General features: G+C 67.6%; 16 protein-coding genes and 1 tRNA gene. 6 read left to right on the top strand and 11 right to left on the bottom strand.

Annotated features, from left to right (window positions below; all coding sequences use genetic code 11):
- The first annotated feature begins 70 nt into the window (after nt 1–70).
- Both ACW17X_RS11185 and ACW17X_RS11180 read left to right on the top strand, forming a co-directional pair.
- Entirely contained in the window at nt 71–1975 is a 1905-nt protein-coding gene (locus tag ACW17X_RS11185) for a M2 family metallopeptidase (protein WP_492097408.1), read from the top strand.
- A gap of 117 nt (nt 1976–2092) precedes the next feature.
- Nucleotides 2093–3766, top strand: a complete 1674-nt coding sequence (locus tag ACW17X_RS11180) for a TadE/TadG family type IV pilus assembly protein (protein ID WP_492097406.1) — start codon at nt 2093–2095, stop codon at nt 3764–3766.
- Nucleotides 3767–3784: 18 nt separating this feature from the next.
- On the opposite strand, the gene ACW17X_RS11175 is transcribed toward ACW17X_RS11180, so the two are convergent.
- Nucleotides 3785–4696 carry an isopenicillin N synthase family dioxygenase gene (locus ACW17X_RS11175; protein WP_492100464.1) on the bottom strand — a complete coding sequence of 304 codons (912 nt, stop codon included), beginning with the start codon at nt 4694–4696 and terminating at the stop codon, nt 3785–3787.
- Between the two features lie 248 nt (nt 4697–4944).
- Between ACW17X_RS11175 and ACW17X_RS11170 the strand changes: the two genes are divergently transcribed.
- Nucleotides 4945–5619 (top strand): YiaD family glycine zipper/OmpA-like lipoprotein, encoded by a 675-nt coding sequence (locus tag ACW17X_RS11170; protein ID WP_492097404.1) that lies wholly within the window; start codon nt 4945–4947, stop codon nt 5617–5619.
- Between the two features lie 443 nt (nt 5620–6062).
- Here the strand turns inward: ACW17X_RS11170 and ACW17X_RS11165 are convergent, their stop codons facing one another.
- From ACW17X_RS11165 to ACW17X_RS11155, 3 genes are all read right to left on the bottom strand, one after another.
- The gene (locus ACW17X_RS11165; RefSeq protein WP_492100463.1) at nt 6063–7223 is read right to left on the bottom strand and encodes an OmpA family protein; all 1161 of its coding nucleotides are present in this window, start codon (nt 7221–7223) and stop codon (nt 6063–6065) included.
- 251 nt (nt 7224–7474) lie between these two features.
- Nucleotides 7475–7927, bottom strand: a complete 453-nt coding sequence (locus tag ACW17X_RS11160; RefSeq protein ID WP_492097402.1) for a MaoC family dehydratase — start codon at nt 7925–7927, stop codon at nt 7475–7477.
- Between the two features lie 56 nt (nt 7928–7983).
- Nucleotides 7984–8964 carry a threonine ammonia-lyase gene (locus tag ACW17X_RS11155; RefSeq protein ID WP_492097400.1) on the bottom strand — a complete coding sequence of 327 codons (981 nt, stop codon included), beginning with the start codon at nt 8962–8964 and terminating at the stop codon, nt 7984–7986.
- Nucleotides 8965–9021: 57 nt separating this feature from the next.
- Here ACW17X_RS11155 and glpK point away from each other — a divergent pair, with 57 nt between their 5' ends.
- Complete coding sequence (gene glpK / locus ACW17X_RS11150) at nt 9022–10518, top strand: glycerol kinase GlpK (RefSeq protein ID WP_492097399.1); 1497 nt, start codon at nt 9022–9024, stop codon at nt 10516–10518.
- Nucleotides 10519–10554: 36 nt separating this feature from the next.
- Nucleotides 10555–11649, top strand: a complete 1095-nt coding sequence (locus ACW17X_RS11145) for a phosphotransferase family protein (protein ID WP_492097397.1) — start codon at nt 10555–10557, stop codon at nt 11647–11649.
- Here the strand turns inward: ACW17X_RS11145 and ACW17X_RS11140 are convergent.
- The 6 genes from ACW17X_RS11140 to ACW17X_RS11115 form a co-directional block, all read right to left on the bottom strand.
- The gene (locus ACW17X_RS11140) at nt 11646–12131 is read right to left on the bottom strand and encodes a PA2169 family four-helix-bundle protein (RefSeq protein ID WP_492097395.1); all 486 of its coding nucleotides are present in this window, start codon (nt 12129–12131) and stop codon (nt 11646–11648) included. The genes ACW17X_RS11145 and ACW17X_RS11140 overlap by 4 nt on opposite strands.
- Nucleotides 12132–12221: 90 nt before the next feature.
- Complete coding sequence (locus tag ACW17X_RS11135) at nt 12222–13019, bottom strand: tryptophan 2,3-dioxygenase (protein ID WP_492097393.1); 798 nt, start codon at nt 13017–13019, stop codon at nt 12222–12224.
- Between the two features lie 39 nt (nt 13020–13058).
- On the bottom strand, nt 13059–13589 hold the full coding sequence (locus ACW17X_RS11130) for a CHAP domain-containing protein (protein ID WP_492088544.1): 531 nt from the start codon (nt 13587–13589) through the stop codon (nt 13059–13061).
- A 49-nt stretch (nt 13590–13638) separates the two neighbouring features.
- Entirely contained in the window at nt 13639–14778 is a 1140-nt protein-coding gene (locus ACW17X_RS11125) for an acyltransferase family protein (protein WP_492097391.1), read from the bottom strand.
- A gap of 66 nt (nt 14779–14844) precedes the next feature.
- Nucleotides 14845–16317, bottom strand: a complete 1473-nt coding sequence (locus ACW17X_RS11120) for a carotenoid oxygenase family protein (RefSeq protein ID WP_492097389.1) — start codon at nt 16315–16317, stop codon at nt 14845–14847.
- A 23-nt stretch (nt 16318–16340) separates the two neighbouring features.
- The gene (locus tag ACW17X_RS11115) at nt 16341–16769 is read right to left on the bottom strand and encodes a DUF2141 domain-containing protein (protein ID WP_492097387.1); all 429 of its coding nucleotides are present in this window, start codon (nt 16767–16769) and stop codon (nt 16341–16343) included.
- 257 nt (nt 16770–17026) lie between these two features.
- Here ACW17X_RS11115 and ACW17X_RS11110 point away from each other — a divergent pair.
- A tRNA-Ala gene (locus ACW17X_RS11110) sits at nt 17027–17103 on the top strand.
- A gap of 20 nt (nt 17104–17123) precedes the next feature.
- On the opposite strand, the gene ACW17X_RS11105 is transcribed toward ACW17X_RS11110, so the two are convergent.
- The gene (locus tag ACW17X_RS11105) at nt 17124–19286 is read right to left on the bottom strand and encodes a primosomal protein N' (RefSeq protein WP_492097385.1); all 2163 of its coding nucleotides are present in this window, start codon (nt 19284–19286) and stop codon (nt 17124–17126) included.
- Nucleotides 19287–19292: the final 6 nt, after the last annotated feature.

Genomic DNA, 19292 nt, shown 5'->3' with positions numbered 1-19292 from the left:
GCTGAACCGCTCCGCTTGACGGCGGATCAGGCCTGACCTCTCCTGCGCCCGCTGTTCAGGAGATCCCATCATGAAGCGTCAGATGATGACCGCCGTCGCGGTCTGCGCCCTCGCCTTCACCGCCGGCTGCGCCGCCACCGCGATCCCGGACGAAGCCCTGCCGCTTCAGGCCGGCGGCGGCGAACAGCCCTTCACCCCCGCCCCTGTCACCGCCACCGGCCTGCGCGCCGACTATCCGACGACCGTCGAAGGCGCGACCCAGTTCGTCGCCGACGCCGAGGCCAAGATGCTGACCTTCGGCGAATACGCCGCCCGGGTGCAGTGGGCGCGCGCCACCAACATCACCTTCGACACCATGTGGCTGGAGTCCAAGGTCAACGCCGAGGCGACCGAGCTTCAGGTCCAGTTCGCCAACCAGGCGGCCAGGTTCAATGATGTGGCGGTGGATCCCGTCGTCCGGCGCAAGCTGAACCTGCTGCGGCTCGGCATCGTCCTGCCGGCCCCCAACCGCCCCGGCGCGGCTGAGGAACTGTCGCAGATCACCACCCGGTTGGACTCGACCTATTCGACCGGCAAGTTCGACTTCAAGGGCCAGCCGATCACCCTGGACGAGGCCTCGCTGATCCTGGCCGACAGCCGCGACCCCAACGAGACCAAGGCCCTGTACGAAGGTTGGCGCACCATTTCGCCGGTGATGAAGAATGACTACGCCCGCATGGTCGAGATCGCCAACGAGGGCGCGCGCGAATTGGGCTTCGCCGACACCGGCGCCCTGTGGCGCTCCGGCTACGACATGCCCGCCGACGATTTCGCCAATGAGACCGACCGGCTCTGGGCCCAGGTCAAACCCTTCTACGAGAACCTGCACTGCTATGTCCGCGCCCGGCTGAACGCCAAATACGGCGACGCGGTCCAGCCCGACCACGGCCCGATCCGCGCCGATCTGCTGGGCAATATGTGGTCGCAGCAGTGGGGCAATATCTATGACGTCGTGGCCCCGACCAGCGGCGGCGCTTCCAGCTACGACCTGACCGAACTGCTGAAGACCGCCGACTACGACCCGGTGAAGATGGTCAGGACGGGCGAGGGCTTCTACGTCTCCTTGGGCCTCGATCCCTTGCCCCAGACCTTCTGGGAACGCAGCCAGATCGTGCGTCCGCGCGACCGCGAGGTCGTCTGCCACGCCTCGGCCTGGGACCTGGACAATGCCGACGACATCCGCATCAAGATGTGCACCAACGTCAACGGCGACGACTTCTACACCGTCCACCATGAGCTGGGTCACAACTACTACCAGCGGGCCTACAAGAACCAGCCGATGCTGTTCCGCAACGGGGCCAACGACGGCTTCCACGAGGCCATCGGGGATTTCGTCGGCCTGTCGGCCCTGACCCCCACCTATCTGAACCAGATCGGCCTGCTGAAGACGACGCCGGGGGCGGAAGAGGACATTCCCTTCCTGCTGAAGATGGCCTTGGACAAGATCGCCTTCCTGCCCTTCGGCCTGATGGTCGACCGCTGGCGCTGGGGCGTCTTCTCGGGCGAGACCTCGCCGGACCAGTACAACGCCGCCTGGAGCGCCGACATGCTGAAATACCAGGGCCTGGTTCCGCCGGGGCCGCGTCCGACCAACGCCTTCGATCCGGGCGCAAAATATCACGTGCCGGGCAACACCCCCTATACCCGCTACTTCCTGGCCCACATCTACCAGTTTCAGTTCCAGCGCGCGGCCTGCAAACAGGCGGGCTGGACCGGCCCGCTGCACCGCTGCTCGGTCTATGGAAACGAGGCGGTCGGCGCCCGCTTCAACGCCATGCTCGAAATGGGCCAGTCCAAGCCCTGGCCCGAGGCGATGCAGGCCTTCACCGGCGAGACCACCAATGACGCGTCCGCCGTCGCCGACTATTTCGCCCCGCTGAATGAATGGCTCACCGTCCAGAACCGCGGCCGCGACTGCGGCTGGTCCGAGGCCTGAGGCCGCCCGGCGCTTAGTCTGCGGCGCCGTTAACCTGAGGCTTGAGGCTTCTCTTAACCGTATGACGGCATTCTGCCGTCATACGGGCCGTGTGCGCCCGGCAGGGAAGCGACGAACTTGGCCTCTCCATCGATCCGTCGGGCGGTCCGCCGCCTCTGCAGCCTCGTCTCGCGCCTGGGTCACGACCGGCGCGGCAATGTGGCGATGATCTTCGCGTTCAGCCTTCCGATCATCGCCATGCTGGCGCTCGGCGGCATTGATCTGCACCGCGTGACCACAGCCCGGTCCCAGTTTCAGGACGCTCTGGACGCCGCCACCCTGTCTGCGGCCCGGTCGTCCTACACGGACCCCAAGGACCTGAAGACCGTCACCCTGATCACTCTGCGGGCCAATCTCGAGAATACTGAGATCGAGCCAATCCAGGACTCCGATGTCACTGTCGTGATGAACGGCACGACCGTCGTCGTCTCCGACGCGGTCGGCCGGGTGAAGACCCTGGTCGCCAACATCGTCCTGCCGCCCTATGGCCAACTGCTCGACGACACTATTCCCGTCAACGTCCATTCCGAGGTCAATCGGTCGGCCAAGAATCTTGAAGTGGCCATGGTGCTCGACATCACCGGCTCGATGAGCGGCAGCAAGATCACCGACCTGAAGACCGCCGCCCTCAAGATGGTCGATATCGTCGTCAAGGACGTCCAGACTCCCTACACTTCGCGCATGTCCGTCGTCCCCTATTCGATGGGCGTGAACCTGGGATCGCGCGCCTCTGCGGCGCGGGGTCCGGTGGCGGCGGGCAAGACGATTACCGGCGCGACCAAGGCCTGCACGCCGTCGTACAGCCCCACCAGCTGCACCATTACGGTGAAGGCAGTGAACCATGGATTCGCTGTCAATGATCGCGTCGTCGTAACCGGGGTGTCAGGCATGGCGATCAACAGCACGACCAATGCAAACCGCAGTTCCTCCAACACGGCCTTCACCGTCACGGCTCGCACGACCGACACCTTTACCTATGTCATCAGCAAGAACGTCAGCGGCAGCTATTCCAGCGGCGGCACGGCCTATTGCACGGTCGCCGGCTGCCAGTATCTCGCTTACACAAATGCTGCTGGCAGTACGTCCGTTCATGAGATCAGCGACTGCGTGACGGAGCGGATCGGATCCGCCGCCTATACCGACGCCTCGCCCGCGTCTGCCTATGTGGGCCGCAACTATCCCAGCACCAATGAGAACACCTGCCTCACCGTCGGCGTTCAGCCCCTGACCAGCGACCGCGCCAGCCTGAAGGCCATCATCAACAGCCTGTCCGACGGTGGATCCACCGCCGGCCATATTGGCACGGCCTGGGGCTGGTACACGGTGGCGCCCAATTTCAACAGCCTGTGGCCGTCCGCCTCGGCCGCCAACGACTATGATGAGTTCAAGACGATCAAGGCCGTGGTGCTGATGACCGACGGCGACTTCAACACCCCCTACTATAACGGGGTCATAGCCAAGAATTCGCTGGGCGGCTCCTATTCGTACAATGATGTTCGGATCAACCAGAACGCCAGCAACGGATCTTCCGCCTCGCAGGCTGAGAAGCTCTGCACCGCCATGAAGGAGGAGGAGGGGGTTGTCGTCTATACCGTCGGCTTTGCGATCGCCGCCAACAGCGCGGCGGCCACCCTGCTGTCCAACTGCGCCTCCTCGTCCGACAAGGCCTATCTCGCCAACAGCGGAACGGCCCTGGTCGCGGCCTTCGAGGCCATCGGCCGCGACATCACCCAGCTGCGGATCGCGCGCTGAGCCGCTGAACCGCCGCCGTCAGAGCAGGCGGATTTCCCGGAGACGTTCGGTCAGATAGTCCTCGGCCGTGATGGTCTTTCCGGCGTAGCGGTCGGGATTGTCCGGCGTCACCGCGGTGGGCAGGGTTTCGATCGGGAAGTCCGGGTTGAAGTGCAGGAAGAAGGGCGTCGAATAGCGGGCGAAGCCCCGCCTTTCCGGCGCCGGATTGACCACCCGGTGGGTCGTCGACGGCAGGACATGATTGGTCAGCCGCTGCAGCATGTCGCCGATATTGATCACCAGGGCGCCCGGCGGCGGGGCGATGTCCAGCCAGCTACCGTCCTTCTCCTTCAACTGCAGTCCGGCCTCCTCGGCCCCCAGCAGCAGGGTGATGACATTGATGTCCTCATGCGCCCCGGCGCGAACGCCCGGCGCATCGGCCGGCACCGGCGGGTAGTGCAGCAGCCGCAGCACGCTGTTGCCCATCTCGACCTTGTCGTCGAAATAGCCGTCGTCCAGGCCCAGATAGCGCGCGATGGCCCTCAGGATCTTGCGCCCCAGGGCGTCCAGATCCTCGTACATGCCATAGACATGGGCCTTGAAGCCGGGCGTCTCGGTCGGCCAGACATTGTCCCGCATGAACTGGCGGTACGGATGGTCCTGCGGCAGTTCGCGGCCCACGTGCCAGAACTCCTTCAGATCGACGGTGGCGGCGCCCTTGGCCGCTTCGACGCCGAACGGGGTCAGTCCGCGCGCCCCCCCGGTTCCCGGTTGGTGATATTGGCGTTTCACCTCTTCCGGCAGGGCGAAGAAGGCCTTGGCGTCGTCAAGAGCGGCGGCGATCCGCGCCTCGTCCAGCCCGTGGTCCGCCACCACGGCGAAACCGAAGCGCGCGAAGGATGCGCCCAAGGCGTCGCTGAAACCCTGGAAGTCCGCGTCATAGCGCGTCATCGAAACCGGCGTGATGGCCCCGGGGGCGATGGTCTGGGTTTCGGTCGAGCTCACAGGCGGTCTCCTTCAGGCGATATGCGGCGGCTTCATACGCCTATTCCGCCTCTGTGTCAGTCGGGGCGGATTGTCCTGAAGGGTGGCGTTACGCGCCGACGGATGCGGAGGACCTGTTCATCTATGGTACAGCTTGGAACCTAGACAGTAAGCAGGCGTTTTTGCGCCAGACTGCAATTCGGAAGGACCATTCCATGCGCGCCAAGATCTTCGTCGCCAGCGTTTCCATCGCGGCCCTGCTGGGGACCGCCGCCTGCACCACGACCGACCCCTACAGCTCCACCCCGACCCGCAACAACACCGGCACGGGCGCCATAGCTGGCGCACTGGGCGGCGCACTGCTGGGCTATCTGACCAATACGTCCAACGGCGAGCAGGGACGCAAGAACGCCCTTATCGGCGCCGGCATCGGCGCGCTCGGCGGCGCCGCCGTGGGCCAATATATGGACCGCCAGCAGCGCGCCATGGAGGCTGAACTGTCGGGCAGCGGCGTCGGCGTCGCCCGTCAGGGCGATAATCTCGTGCTGCGCATGCCGTCGGACGTCACCTTCGCCACCAACCAGTCGTCGATCGATCCGCGCTTCCTGCCGGTGTTGGACGACGTCGCGCGGGTGCTGCAGGAATATGACCGTTCGACCATCGACATCGTCGGCCATACGGATTCGTCGGGCGGCGACGCCATCAACCAGCCGCTTTCGGAACGTCGCGCGGCCAGCGTCGCGTCGGAACTGGTGCGTCGGGGCGTGATCGCTGAACGTCTGTATGTTGCGGGCGTCAGCTCCAGCCAGCCGGTGGCGTCCAATGCGACGCCTGAAGGCAAGGCCCAGAATCGACGGGTGGAGATCCTGATCCGGCCGTTCACGGGCTGATCTGACCTGTCGCAACGTTCAAGGAGGGCGGCGTCATGGACGCCGCCCTTTTTCATGGGGCGCACCGAACCGTGATTTGCACCGGCTCGCGCCGTATGATTCCCCGGAGAGGGTGGTGGTGGGAGAAGTCTGGTGGCGCCTGACGGTCCGGGGTTTGGGCAGGGTCTGAAGCTTGCGGGGATTGCGCTGGTCAGCGCCATCTTTACGGCCACGCTCGTCGTCCTAGTCGGGGAAGCGTTTCTTCAACCGTCTCAGCCGACAACACTCGACCCCCAGATCCAGCTGACATCCTCGGCAGACTGACGCCCGAAGGGGCAGGCGCCGGCTCACACACAACAACAGCCAAAGAAAAACGCCGCTTCCGGGTGGAAGCGGCGTTCAATCTTACGACAGGCTTCTGACCTCAGGTCGACCCGGGATCCGGGCCGACCCTTGGAACGGTCTTAGAAGTTGATGTCGATGGTGGCGCGACGGTTCAGCGGCTCACGCACGCCGTCAGCCGTGGGCTTGGCCAGGGCGGTTTCGCCCTTGCCGTCCAGGGCGATGACGCCGCCGTTGACGCCTTGTGCGACCAGGGCGTCCGCGACGGTGCGCGAACGACGGTTCGACAGGCCGAGGTTATAGGCGGCCGAGCCGGAGGTGTCGGTGTAGCCGACGATGACGACGCGGGTCGCAGCGCCGGTCTTGGCGTAGCTGGCGGCCTGGCTCACGACCGAGCGGGCTTCAGCCGTCAGGTCCGAACGATCCCAGTCGAAGTAGACGACGAACTGACGCGCGGCCGGCTTCTGAGCGACCGGCGGAGGCGGCGGCGGGGGCGGAGGAGGCGGCGGCGGCGGGGGCGGCGGGGGCGGAGGCGGCGGGGGAGCCATCTCTTCTGCGCCGAAGCTGTAGCGCAGGCCCAGGGTCACGGTGTGCGACTGGTCGTAGTCGCCGTCCCATTCGCCGAAGGCCGTAGCGCCGGGGCCGACGCCGACGGTCGTCGAAGCCCAGGAGGCGTCGCCGGTCAGATAGCGATAGGTCAGGTCGATGTTGGCGCGGTCGCTGACAGCCCAGGCCAGACCGGCGATCGCCTGAGCGGCGAACTCGGTCGAGTCGTCGTCGATTGCGAAGCTGGCGCCGCGGTTCGCGCGGAGGTAGCCGGTCGTTTCCGTCGAGATGTGGTTCACGCCGGCGCCGAGACCGACGAACGGACGCACGCCCCAGGCTTCATAGCCGAAGTCATATATGACATTGGCCATCAGGCTCATCGACTCGATGTCGCCTTCCGGAGAATAGCAGGCGCCGGCGGCCGGGGTGACGGCGCAGACGCCCTGGCTGCCCGACACGGCGCGGATCGTGCCGATGTCGCCCGAGCGATAGCCGCCTTCAAGTTCAACGCGCCAGCTGGGGTTGAAGCGATAGCCGAGACGGGCGAAGGCCGCCCAGCCGTCGTTGACTTCATAGTTCCAGTTAGCGCCGGTGATCGACGACTCTGCATTGATGTCGTCGATGATCTGGTAGCCGGCGTCGATCGCGCCGTACCAGCCGTTCGGCTCGGCCGACGCGACGCCAGCGGACAGGGCCAGAGCGGCCGCTGCGCTGGAGGCCAGCACGAAAGTCTTCATACGCATAGGGGGTAGCCCTCCGCCTGTTGTAATCTAGGGCGGGTCTACCGCCTGCGCGGGTCTTATCAGCGTTGCCGTGGAAGGTCGAGGCGAAAACGGGGCGATAGAAGGCCCCGAGATCAACATCGTGCTATTGATGCTACAGGTTAAATTAGCGACCCAGCCGTGATTGGAACGATTTTAGGCCGTTTCCTGAGGACTTGCATTCACCATGACGGCCGACATCGGCGGGCGCAGCCCTGAGCGCCGGTTTAGGGAGTCGTAACCTGCATCCCCAGCCACTCGGCGACGAGGGCGGGTTTGTCGGCGCCTTCGATCTCTACCGTAAGCTCGTGCTTCAGCAGCCAGCGACCGTCACCCTTGTCTTCGGCCGACAGCAGGCGAAACCGGCCGCGCACGCGCGACCCGGCTCGGACGGGCGCCAGGAATCTCAGCTTGTCGAACCCGTAGTTGATCCCCATCGTCAGACCTTCCAGCGGCGCGACGGCGTCATAGCTCATGGCCGAGGCCAGGCTGAGGGTCAGGAAACCATGGGCGATGGTCCCGCCGAAGGGCGTGGCCTTGGCCGCCTCCGGATCGACATGGATGAATTGCCGGTCCTCGGTGCAGTCGGCGAAGGCGTCGATCCGCGCCTGGCTGACCTCGAACCATCGCGAGACCCCGACCTCCTGTCCGATCAGGTCCTGGAGTTCCTGTGGCTTCATTATCCTATCCTCCCTTTTTCGCGAAGCTGACCCAGCCGCACGGGGAAGGAAAGAGGTCACGCGCCGAAACGACCCTCGATGATCTCGCCATAGAGGCCGGGATCGACATTGCCGCCGGACAGGATCAGGCCCGTCGTCAGCCCCGCGACCTCGACCTTGCCGGCTAGCAGCGCCGCCAGCGACACCGCCCCGCCGGGCTCCACCACCAGTTTCAGGTGGCGGAAGGCGAACCGCACCGCCTCGGCGACCTCGACGTCGGACACGGTCACGGCGCCTGCCAGCCGCTTATTGATCGGCCAGGTCAGCACGCCCGGCATGGGCGCCATCAGGGCGTCGCAGATCGACGGCGATCCGGCCGGATGCCCGACCCGTTCCCCGGCCGCCAGCGACCGGGCCGTGTCGTCATAGGACTCGGGTTCGACCACCAGGACGCGGGTCTGCGGACTGCGCTCGGCCATGACCAGATTGATCCCGGCCATCAACCCCCCGCCCGAGGCGCCGCACAGCAGCTGGTCCATCGGCGCATCGGCCTGGTCCAGCATCTCCAGGGCCGTCGTCCCCTGACCCTCGATGATGAAGGGGTCGTCGAACGGCGGCACGAGGACGCACCCCCGCTCGGCGGCGATGGCGGCCCCGATCGCTTCGCGGCTCTCGGTCCAGCGATCATACAGCCGCACCTCGCCGCCAAAGCCGATCACCCCCTCGATCTTCACCTTCGGCGAATCTGACGGCATGACGATCAGGGCCGACGTCCCCACCAGGGCCGCCGCCGCCGCCACGCCCTGGGCATGATTGCCGGAGGAGAAGGCCACGACCCCGCGCGCCTTCTCCTCGGCGTTCAGCCGGCTGATCCGGTTATAGGCGCCGCGAAACTTGAAGGCGCCGGCCCGCTGCAGGTTTTCCGCCTTCATCAGAACCCGGCCGCCCACGACGGCGTTCAGGGCGGGGCTCTCGATCAGGGGCGTGCGGACGGCGACGCCGTCGATCTGGCGGGCGGCGTCGAGAACGCCTTCATAGCTGGGCAGGTGCGTCGTCATATGCTCCCTTTAGACCGAGCCGCAGGCGCCGCCCAAGACGGTGCAGGAGAGAAATTCATGAGCCTGATCCTCGCCATCGACCAGGGCACGACCTCGACCCGGGCCATTGCGTTTGAAGTCCGGGACCATGACCTGCGCCCCGTCGCCGTCAGCCAGATCGAACTGGCCCAGCATTTCCCGCGCTCCGGCTGGGTCGAGCATGATGCGGCCGAAATCTGGTCCGCCACCCTCCAGACCTGCCGCGAGGTGGTGCGCCAGGCGGGCGGCGTCGACCGTTTCGCCGCCATAGGCATCACCAACCAGCGCGAGACATCGGTGATCTGGGACGCCGCGACCGGCGAACCCCTGCATCGCGCCGTCGTCTGGCAGGACCGTCGCACCGCCGACGTCACCGCCCGCCTGACCGCCGAGGGTCATGAGCCGATGGTCCAGGCCGCCACCGGCCTGATCCTCGACCCCTATTTTTCGGCGACCAAATTCGCCTGGCTGCTGGACGCCGTGCCGGGGGCTCGCGACCGGGCGGCGAGGGGCGAGGTCAAGCTGGGCACGATCGACGCCTGGCTGATCTGGAAACTGACCGGCGGCCGGGTTCACGCCACCGACGCCACCAATGCGTCCCGCACCGCTCTGATGGACCTGAAGACGGTGGAATGGCGCGATGACCTGTGCGCCCTGTTCGACGTGCCGCGCGCGGCGCTTCCCGCCATCGTTCCCTGCGCCGGCCTGATCGGCGAGACCGATCCGGCGCTGTTCGGCCGCCCCCTGCCCATCGCCGGATCGGCGGGCGATCAGCAGGCGGCCCTGGTCGGCCACGGCGCCCTGCAGCCGGGCGACGCCAAGATCACCTATGGCACCGGCGCCTTTCTGGTGGCCAATGTCGGCGAGACGCCGGTCGCCTCGACCCGTCGTCTGCTCGGCACGCTCGGCTACCGGGCCGACGGCCGCACCGCCTATGCGCTGGAGGGATCGATCTTCTCGGCCGGTTCCGCCATCCAGTGGCTGAGGGACGGGGTCAAGCTGATCTCCGAATCCCGCCAGTCCGAAGCCTTGGCCCAGAGCCTGGCCGACAACGGCGGGGTCTATATGGTCCCCGGCTTCACCGGCCTGGGCGCCCCCTGGTGGGAGCCGGAGGCGCGCGGGACCGTGGTGGGGCTGACGCGGGATTCGGGCCCGGCCCATTTCGTCCGCGCCGCGCTGGAAGCCCTGGCCTATCAGACCCGCGACCTGCTCGACGCCCTGGCCCAGGACGGCGCTCCGCCGTTGAAGACGCTGAAGGTGGACGGCGGCGTCACCGCCAACAGTTTCGCCATGCAGTTCGTCGCCGACATCTGCGAGGTCGAGGTCGAACGTCCCGCCTTCCAGGAAATGACGGCCCTTGGCGCCGCGCGTCTGGCGGCTTTGGGCGTCGGCCTGCTGTCCGATCTGGAGGCCCGTCCGGCGGAGGCCCCGGCCTGCTGGAAACCCCGGATGAAGCCTGAGGAACGCGACCGTCTGCTTTCCGGCTGGCGCCGCGCCGTCAAGGCCGCCATCATCGCCGCGCCGGACCGCGCCTAAGACGCGGGCGGCTCAAAGGAAACGACAGGGCTGCACATGACCGACGCCTCCGACGCCTCCGACGCGCCTATGCAGGATGCTCAAACCGCCTTTTCCGGCACGCGCGAGGTCGATCCCCGCTACCGGCTGGACGAGGCCGCGCTGGACGCCTGGATGACCGACCACGTCGTGGGCTACGCCGGCCCGCTGACGGTGCGCCAGTTCAAGGGCGGGCAGTCCAACCCTACCTATGAGCTGACCACCCCGACCGCCGCCTATGTGCTGCGCCGCAAGCCGCCCGGCGTTCTTCTACCCAGCGCCCACGCCGTGGACCGCGAGTTCCAGGTCATCTCCGCCCTGGCCGCCCAGGGATTCCCGGTGGCCAAGCCCCATGCGCTGTGCCTGGACGAGGCCGTCATCGGCTCGATCTTCTATGTGATGGACAAGGTCGAGGGCCGCATCCTCTGGGACCTGAAACTGCCCGGCCTGACCCCCGTCGAACGCCGCGCCATCTATCACGCCCAGACGGATGCCCTGGCTCGGCTCCATGCCTTCGACCCCGCCGCCATCGGCCTGGCCGACTATGGCAAGGCCGGCAACTATTTCGCCCGCCAGGTCGGTCGCTGGACCAAACAGTATCGAGCCTCGGAAACCGAATCCGTCCCCGCCATGGACCGGTTGATCGCCTTCCTGCCGGACAGCCTGCCGCCCGAGGGCCCCAGCCGCATCGTCCACGGCGACTTCCGTCTCGACAACATGATCCTGGCGCCGGACCAGCCGGAAGTCCGCGCTGTGCTGGACTGGGAACTGTCGACCCTGGGCGATCCGATGGCTGACTTCTCCTATCTACTGATCGCCTGGGCTATTCCTGCAAGCTTGCGAAACGGCCTCGCCGGCGCTGATCTCGTGGCCCTGGGCATTCCCTCGGTCGAGGAGACGGTGGACCGCTACGCCGCCGCCACCGGCATGCGGCCCGCCGATCTGGACTGGCTCTACGCCTACAACCTGTTCCGACTGGCGGCGATCTGCCAGGGCATCGCCGGCCGGGTCCGCGACGGCACGGCGGCCAGCGCCCACGCCCGCAGCATGGCGGCCCAGGTCGGCCCGCTCAGCGACGCGGCCTGGGGCTTTGCGAAACGGGCGGGCGCCTAGGTCGGATACAGGGGGTTCGACGCGTCCCTCTGGCCTTCCAGACTGTGTTTCAGGGCGTGCATCTCGTCATGCCCGACCTTGATCGCCGCATAGGCGCGACGGACGGTCTCGCGCGTGGTGGCCGAGATGCCGGTATCCTCCAGCGCCTTTTCGAACTTGTCGGCGATGAAGCCTTCCCCGCTGTTGATCGAACCGACGACGGAATCGTCGTTGCGCATCAGGGCGTGTTTCACATCCAGGAAGGCGCGATGGGCCTTGGCCAGGATCGATCCGTGCGGCTCGGGGTCGCCGCCCAGGCCGCGCACGGCGCCCGATAGTTCCTCGACCACCTGCCGCCGTTCGGCGCTGCGGTTCTCGAACAGGGTGCGGTAGTGCGGATCCTCGGTCTGTTCGGCCGCCTCGCGATAGCCGTCCACGCTGTCCAGCGTGGTTTCGATCAGCCCATTCAGAACCTTGATGTCGTGGGCGTTGGGATTGGTCATTTCGCTCATTCCTTCCGCATTGCGGTCGAACGGCGAAATGGTCGGGCGTGACGAAGGTTGCCGCGCACCGATCAGATGATCAGAACGGCGTCACAGGCTGGTGCGCAGCGACCACAGCTCGGGGAAGCAGCGCTTGGTCAGGGTCGAGGCCAGATAGGCCGCTCCCTCGGTGCCGCCGGTGCCGCGCCGTCGGCCGATGATCCGCTCGACCGTGACCACATGCTTGTGCCGCCAGGTCAGCAGGGCGTCGTCCAGATCGACCAGCTTCTCGGCCAGCTGATACAGGGGCCACCAGCGTTCGGTGTCGCGATAGACCTCCAGCCAGGCCGCCTCCACGGCTTGCGACGGCTCATAGGGCTGGGTCACGTCGCGGTTCAGCACCTCGGCCGGCACCGGCAGGCCGGCCTTGGCCATCTGGGCCAGGGCGTCGTCATACAGGCTGGGGGCGGCGATGGCGGCCTGGAGCGCGGCCAGGGCCTCGGGCCGGTCCGTGTGGAATTTCAGGAAGCTGGAATCCTTGAGCCCCAGCATGGCCTCGAACCGGCGGAACTGATCGCTCTGGAAGCCCGAGGACGAACCCAGCGAACCCCGGAACCGCAGATAGTCGGCGGGGGTCATGGTCGACAGAATGTCCCAGCTCTGGGTCATCACCGCCTGGATACGACTGACGCGGGCCAGGCTCTTGTAGGCGGGGACCAGATCGCCGGCGCGCACCATGGTCTGGGCCAGGGCGACCTCGTGCAGGATCTGCTTCAGCCAAAGTTCCTTGGTCTGGTGGATGACGACGAACAGCATTTCGTCGTGCTGGTCCGACAGCGGATGCTGGGTGGAAAGCAGGTCGTCCAACGCCAGATAGCCGGCGTAGGTGATGTCGCTGGATTGGGTCATGCCCGCCTATCGCCCGGGCGGGCGGGCGGCGCAAGCGGCCTACTGGCGGGACTGGCTCGTGGCGTTCGAGGCGATCTGGCGGCCGGTGTCGAAAGCGTCGCGGGCGCCTTTGTAGATGAAGCCGTAGGTCGGATAGACGGTGGTGCCCAGATCGTTGATCGGATTGTACCAGACCTTGACCTGCGACCAGTCGTTGGAGGGCGAGACGTCGACGACGGTGACGTTCTCCTCGACCTTGCCGCGGCTGCCGCCCCAGTTGGCGTGGGTCACGCGGACCACGCGGTCGGTCAGAATGTCGGAAACCACGGCGACATGGCCCCGGCTCATGCGGCCCTCAGGCCGGAAGACCAGGACCGATCCGGTCTCGGGCGCAGCGCCGGTGCGGAACTTCTCGGCGGCCTGACGCCACCAGGTCCAGGCGTCGCCGAAGATGTTGATGCCCGAGAACATGCGGGCGAAGGTGACGCACTGCCAGTACGGCTCATCGGCCTTTGCGGAAGCGGGCGCGACGCCCAGCGCAAGAAATCCGAAGGTCGTCGCAACCGCGACGGCTTTGAGCCGTTTAATCATGCTGAGGCTGTATCCCGACTGCCGATGGTGGTTTTTAGAACACAGAGCCTCAGGATTCGACAACCCCTTTCGGCGTATCGCCGTGTGGTAGGGGCTTATCCTTCTGTTCGCTTGACAGGGGATTTCGACCCTGGCCCCAGGCCCTCAAAGCCTTGCGAGCCGGGTGTTCGACGAGGTGGTAGGACAGGGCCGCGACGACCGGCAAAAGCGCCAGAATCGCCAACCACACGAAAACGTGAACCTGCTTGTCCGGGGCGTCCGTCGCCTTCGCCGCCAGGTTCACGGCCAGCAATTTCCACGGCACGCAGACCATATAGACCGAATAGCTGATCTCCCCCAGATAGACGGCGGGCTTGGACGCCAGCCATCCGGCCCGTTCGTTCGGCAGGGACGCCAGCGACAGGATCAGGGCGCCGGCCAGCAGGACGGTGACCCCGTCCCACAGGCCCAGGGCCGCGCTCAGCACCATCAGGCCGAACGACACAGCCGAGGCCGTCCAGGGCGCCTTCAGCGGCGCCCGGCGATAGACCAGGTACAGGGCGCACCCAAGGGCGAAACAGGGCACGATCCGCAGCGCGCCCCAGCGGATGGTGGCCTCGGTCAGGGGGAAGCCCGCCAGCCGCTCGAACCCGGAGTAGAGGGCCGCGAGGAACAGCGCGGCTCCGATCACGGCCGCGACCGGCCGCTGACGCAGCCGCCAGAAGACGAAGGCGAACAGGGGGAAGCACAGATAGGCGAACCATTCGGCCGAGATCGACCAGGACGGATGGTTCCACCCCGCCACCGGCGCCAGGCCCCAGGCGTGGACCATCAGCAGATTGGCCGGCAGCGACGCCCAGCTCAGCACATTGCCGTCCACGCTCATCCCCGCGACCACGGCCGCGCCGGCCAGCAGCCCCACCCCGACCAGGGTCGCGATGTGCAACGGATAGACCCGCGCCACCCGCGCCCACAGGAAGCTGCGGTACGAGAATCGCTTCTCCCCCGCCGCCTGCAGATAGACATGGCTCAGGATGAAGCCTGACAGGACGAAGAACAGCTCGACCCCCAGATAGCCCTTGTCGACTAGGCCGGACGCGGGCGCCCCCGCCAGGTTCTCCCAGAAGGTATAGACGGCCACCCAGATCGCTGCGCCGAAGCGGAGGGCGGTGATGGGGCGGAGATCGGCGGGAGTCTGGACGGGGGTCATGGTCTCACCTTGGCACGTCGGTCTTGTCGAACCGTGAAGGCCCGCAAGCTTGGCGCCCCCGCCGCCTTACGCGACCCACGTCCCGTGGAACCCCGCCGGCAGGGCCGTATCCGCCTGCCAGGTCGCCACCGGCCCGTCCTCGACATGGGCCGCGTCGAAGACGTGCAGCTCGGTCCGACCCGCCGCCAGGTTCACCGAAGGCCCGACCAGCCAGGCGTCGGTCTCGGCCGTGGCTCCGGGCTTGGGCACGAAGACCGTCTCCTCAACGATCTGATGGAGGCCGAAGGTGAAGCCGTGCGACCGACCGCTCTCCCAGTCCTGCACGGCCAGACCTGTGGGCAGGGGACGTCCCGACGTCTCACCGCTGGTGTGGACGGTCAGGCTGCGCTTCAGGCCCAGACGGCGCGGGTCCGCCTTGGGGAACTCGCCAACAGCGTCCGTCGTCAGCATCTCGGCCTTGCCGTCGGGACGCAGGGTGATCAGGGCCAGCTTGGCCGGATCGCCCGGCACCACCCCGTGTCCCTCGACCAGAACCCGCGCCCCATCGACGGCGAAGCGCGGATCGCCGCTGGCCGCCACGTCGAAGCGGATCGTCCCGTCCGCCTCGGCCCAGGCGTCGCCCAGATGGAAGTGGAAGAAGCCCGGCAGTTCATAGAGGCGCGACTGGGTCAGGTCGTCCTTGTCCAGCACCATGACCTGGGTCCCGGTCTCGGGCCGCCAGACCAGGCCGTTGATGATCGGTAGGGCCTGGCGTTCCTGGATCCAGGGCTGGAGCACCAGGATCACATGCCGGTCGGTGGCGGTGAAGTCGTGCATATAGCTGGCGCGTGGCAGGCGGATGATCTCGGCCCGGTTGAGGCCCCCGTCGGCGTTCAGCCGCCAGATCACCGCCCGATCGCCGGCCGTGCCCACATTCCAGATCGAGCCGTCGGGCGCGCGGCGGGGGTGGGCCTGGAACGGCATGCCCTTGAGGTCGTCGCGCAGGGTGACGAAGCCCTGGCTCGACAGGTCGGACGCATCCATCGCCAGGGGAGAGCCGCCTTCCCACAGGGCCCAGACCTGGTTCCCGGCCGCCATGACCGCAGTGTTGGCGGCGTTGGAGTCGTCGTTCGAGCCGACGCGGGCGCGCGCGTCGCCCCTTGTGCCGAAGCCGGGCGTCACGACGGCGTCCAGTTCGGTCTCGACCCGACGCTTGGGCGTATCGACGAACCGGGCCTCCAGCGTGGCCTGGCCATCCTGGATGCGGAACGCCCGCATCAGGCCGTCGCCGTCGAACCAGTGGGTGACGGACCCGCCCGGCCGACGGAATCGGCCGGGTCCGTTGCGGAACAGGGCGCCTTCCAGCCCCGCCGGCGCCCGGCCATGGATGAGCCGCATCGTCTGACGCGGCAGATCGCCCTCGACGTCGCGGGTGGCCAGGGCCCAGTCGGCCTTGGCGGCGGCGTCGAGGGCCGCAGCGGCGCGGACCATCTCGGGTGTAGTGACGGCGGCCGACAGAGCGGCGGCGCCCAACAGGAAGGAACGGCGGGACGGGGTCATGGTCTGGCTCCTGCTGGGACGGACTATTTGAGGCTGATGGTCTGGACGACCGCGCCGGCCGCAGCGAACTTCGCGCGCTCCCACGAGGCCGGACCCATGTTGCCGGCGGCGTTGTTGGAGAAGGCGAAGGGCTCGATCGGCATGCCGAACGGATTGGTCTTCATCTTCCCGTCGCCGTCGACGTCGTGGAAGGCGCGCATGGCGTAGTCGCCGTCCGGCAGGTCCTCGAACCGGACCTGTTTGGAAGCGTCTGTCGCGTCCACCATGGCGTAGCGGACCGGCTGGCCCTCGCCGCCGTAGTTGGCCTCGCTGTTGAACAGGGCGACCATGATCCGCCCGGTCGGCGCGGCCACGTCGAAGTCGAAGGTGACGTCGGCGGCCAGGGCGGAGGTGGAGGCCAGGGCGGCGGCGGCAAGGGCGGCGCAAGCACAGAGGGCGGAAAGGGTCTTCATGGCGCAGTGTCCTGTTCTGGGGGGCCGACGACCGGCCCTTGATGACCTGACCCTGAAGACGATGGGTCGCCCTCGCCATCGGACATGCGGGAGCGACCACCCGGCCTTCGTGAATGACCGTCTCGGCCGCCCACGAAGCGCCGGTCGCCACCCACTCGATCAGTTTTCGCGCCCCATTTCGCTGCTACAGCCCGTTACATGTCGAAACGCACGCGACATCGGCCACGGCCCGCCCCGTGGCAGTCTGCAGGCGTTACGGCCTGGTGGCGGAGTGGCTACGCGGCGGGCCTGCAAGCCCGAAAACCCTCCGTTCGACTCGGAGGCCAGGCCTCCATCCTCTTCGCCTCTCAGAGGTCAGAGGAAGGAGTAGGGATCGACATCGACGGTCAGCCGGACCGAGGCGGGGATCTTCACCCGCGTCAGCCAGGCGCGCAGGAAGGCCTGAAGGTTCACATCACGGTCGGCCCGCACCAGCAGCCGCTTGCGGCGCCGTCCGCGCACCAGGGCCAGGGGCGCATCGGCGGGGCCATAGACCTCCAGCCGTTCGGCGTTGGGAATGGCCTGGGCCAGGTCGGCGGCGACCTTCCCCACCGCCGCCGCATTCTCGCTGGACAGGATGATCGCCGCCAACCGGCCGAAGGGGGGCAGGGCCGCCGCTTCCCGCTCGGCCATCTCCGCCTCGACGAAGGCGTCCCGGTCGCCGGCCGCCAGGGCCTGAAGCACCGGATGTTCGGGGGTCCAGGTCTGCAAAATGGCCCGCCCCGGTCGGTCGGCGCGACCCGCCCGTCCCGTCGCCTGGGCCAAGAGCTGATAGGTGCGCTCGGCCGCCCGCAGGTCGCCGCCCCGCAAGCCCAGGTCCGCATCCACCACCCCGACCAGGGTCAGGCGGGGGAAGTTGTGCCCCTTGGCGGCGGCCTGGGTCGCAACCAGTATGTCGATCTCGCCGTCGGTCATCCGCTGGATCAAGGCCCGGGCCGACTTGGCGTCGGGCGCGGTGTCAGAACTGAACACCGCCGTCCGCGCCTCGGGGAACAGCTGGCGCACCTCCTCCTCGACCCGTTCGACGCCGGGTCCGACCGAGACCAGGGAGTCCTCGGCCCCGCATGACGGGCAGAGTTTGGGCCGCGCCATGGAGAAGCCGGTCAGGTGACAAACCAGACGGCCGGTATAGCGATGCTCGACCAGCCAGCTGTCGGTGTCCGGCGCCGTCAGTCGGTGCCCGCAGACGCGGCACAGGACGACGGGCGCATAGCCGCGCCGGTTCAGGAACAGCAGGGTCTGCTCGCCCCGCGCCAGGGTCTCGCCCACCGCAGTACGCAGGGGCTGGGACAGCCAGGTCTGGGGATCGGGCGTGTGCTGGCGCAGGTCCAGCAGTTCGATATCAGGCATCACCGCCACCCCGTGACGCGCGCCCAGCTTCAGCCAGTCATACCGTCCGGCCTGGGCGTTCCACAGGGTCTCCAGCGACGGAGTCGCCGAGGCCAGAACCACCGCCGCCTTTTCGATCCGCGCCCGCGCCACCGCCAGGTCGCGCCCGTGATAGACCAGACCCTCTTCCTGCTTGAACGAACTGTCGTGCTCCTCGTCCACCACGATCAGCCGCAGATTGACGAAGGGCAGGAACAGGGCCGAGCGGGCGCCGACCACGATATTGCACCGACCGGCGACCACCGCCTCCCACACCTGCCGGCGGCGGGGTGGAGCGACGCCGGAATGCCATTCGGCCGGGGCGGCGCCGAACCGGTCCGTGATCCGCTCGATCAGCGCCTGGGTCAGGGCGATCTCGGGCAATAGGATCAGGATCTGCGCCGTCGGATCGGCCCGCAGCACCCGCGCGATCGCCTCCAGATAGGCCTCGGTCTTCCCGGACCCCGTGACCCCGTCCAGCAGGAAGGGGCGGAAGCCGCCGCCGGTTACGCCCGCCGCCAGGGCCGAAGCCGCCGCCGCCTGGTCGCCGTTCAGGGTCGCCGGCGCATGGTCGGGATCGGGCCGGTCGAAGGCCGCCTCCGCCGCGATCTCGACGATCTCCAGAACCCCCTCGTCGATCAGGCCCTTGACCACGCCCGACGACACGCCGGCGGCGCGCGCTAGATCGGCGCCCGCCATGGAGCGCTCACCCAGGGCCTCCAGCACGCCTGTCCGGGCCGGGGTGGCGCGCGCCGGCTGGCGGTCGCCGACCCGTCGCACCCGACGTTCCGGCCTGGGGCGTGGCGCGCGCAGACCCTTCAGCGCCGTCGCCGCCATCTCGCCGGGCGGCGACAGGGTCCAGCGCCCGGCCCATTCGACGAAGTCCATCACGCCTGCGGGTAGCGCAGGATCGTCCAGTCTCGACTCCACCGATTTCAGCCGCCGGTTGGAGCCGGTGGTCTCGAACACCTCGGCCACCACGCCCCGGATCAGCCGAGGCCCCAGGGGCACGGCGACCTGATCGCCGCGCGCCAGCGTCATGGCTTCGGGCGCCTCGTAATCGAAGGCTTCCGGCACGGGCAGGGGAATGAGGACCGAGGCGACTTTCACCGAACT

The organism is Brevundimonas sp. FV1ye4L, from assembly GCF_058681255.1.
This window is presented reverse-complemented; position numbering and strand designations above follow the sequence as displayed.

What these genes read in the sequence shown, in the direction of transcription:
- ACW17X_RS11175 (WP_492100464.1), bottom strand. Translation starts at nt 4,696, where the DNA reads ATGACGCGCTATGACGCGGACTTCCAGGGTTTCAGCGACGCCTTGGGC.
- ACW17X_RS11165 (WP_492100463.1), bottom strand. Translation starts at nt 7,223, where the DNA reads ATGAAGACTTTCGTGCTGGCCTCCAGCGCAGCGGCCGCTCTGGCCCTG.
- ACW17X_RS11145 (WP_492097397.1), top strand. Translation starts at nt 10,555, where the DNA reads ATGACCGACGCCTCCGACGCCTCCGACGCGCCTATGCAGGATGCTCAA.
- ACW17X_RS11155 (WP_492097400.1), bottom strand. Translation starts at nt 8,964, where the DNA reads ATGACGACGCACCTGCCCAGCTATGAAGGCGTTCTCGACGCCGCCCGC.
- ACW17X_RS11185 (WP_492097408.1), top strand. Translation starts at nt 71, where the DNA reads ATGAAGCGTCAGATGATGACCGCCGTCGCGGTCTGCGCCCTCGCCTTC.
- ACW17X_RS11120 (WP_492097389.1), bottom strand. Translation starts at nt 16,317, where the DNA reads ATGACCCCGTCCCGCCGTTCCTTCCTGTTGGGCGCCGCCGCTCTGTCG.
- ACW17X_RS11125 (WP_492097391.1), bottom strand. Translation starts at nt 14,778, where the DNA reads ATGACCCCCGTCCAGACTCCCGCCGATCTCCGCCCCATCACCGCCCTC.
- ACW17X_RS11130 (WP_492088544.1), bottom strand. Translation starts at nt 13,589, where the DNA reads ATGATTAAACGGCTCAAAGCCGTCGCGGTTGCGACGACCTTCGGATTT.
- glpK (WP_492097399.1), top strand. Translation starts at nt 9,022, where the DNA reads ATGAGCCTGATCCTCGCCATCGACCAGGGCACGACCTCGACCCGGGCC.
- ACW17X_RS11140 (WP_492097395.1), bottom strand. Translation starts at nt 12,131, where the DNA reads ATGACCAATCCCAACGCCCACGACATCAAGGTTCTGAATGGGCTGATC.
- ACW17X_RS11135 (WP_492097393.1), bottom strand. Translation starts at nt 13,019, where the DNA reads ATGACCCAATCCAGCGACATCACCTACGCCGGCTATCTGGCGTTGGAC.
- ACW17X_RS11170 (WP_492097404.1), top strand. Translation starts at nt 4,945, where the DNA reads ATGCGCGCCAAGATCTTCGTCGCCAGCGTTTCCATCGCGGCCCTGCTG.
- ACW17X_RS11160 (WP_492097402.1), bottom strand. Translation starts at nt 7,927, where the DNA reads ATGAAGCCACAGGAACTCCAGGACCTGATCGGACAGGAGGTCGGGGTC.
- ACW17X_RS11115 (WP_492097387.1), bottom strand. Translation starts at nt 16,769, where the DNA reads ATGAAGACCCTTTCCGCCCTCTGTGCTTGCGCCGCCCTTGCCGCCGCC.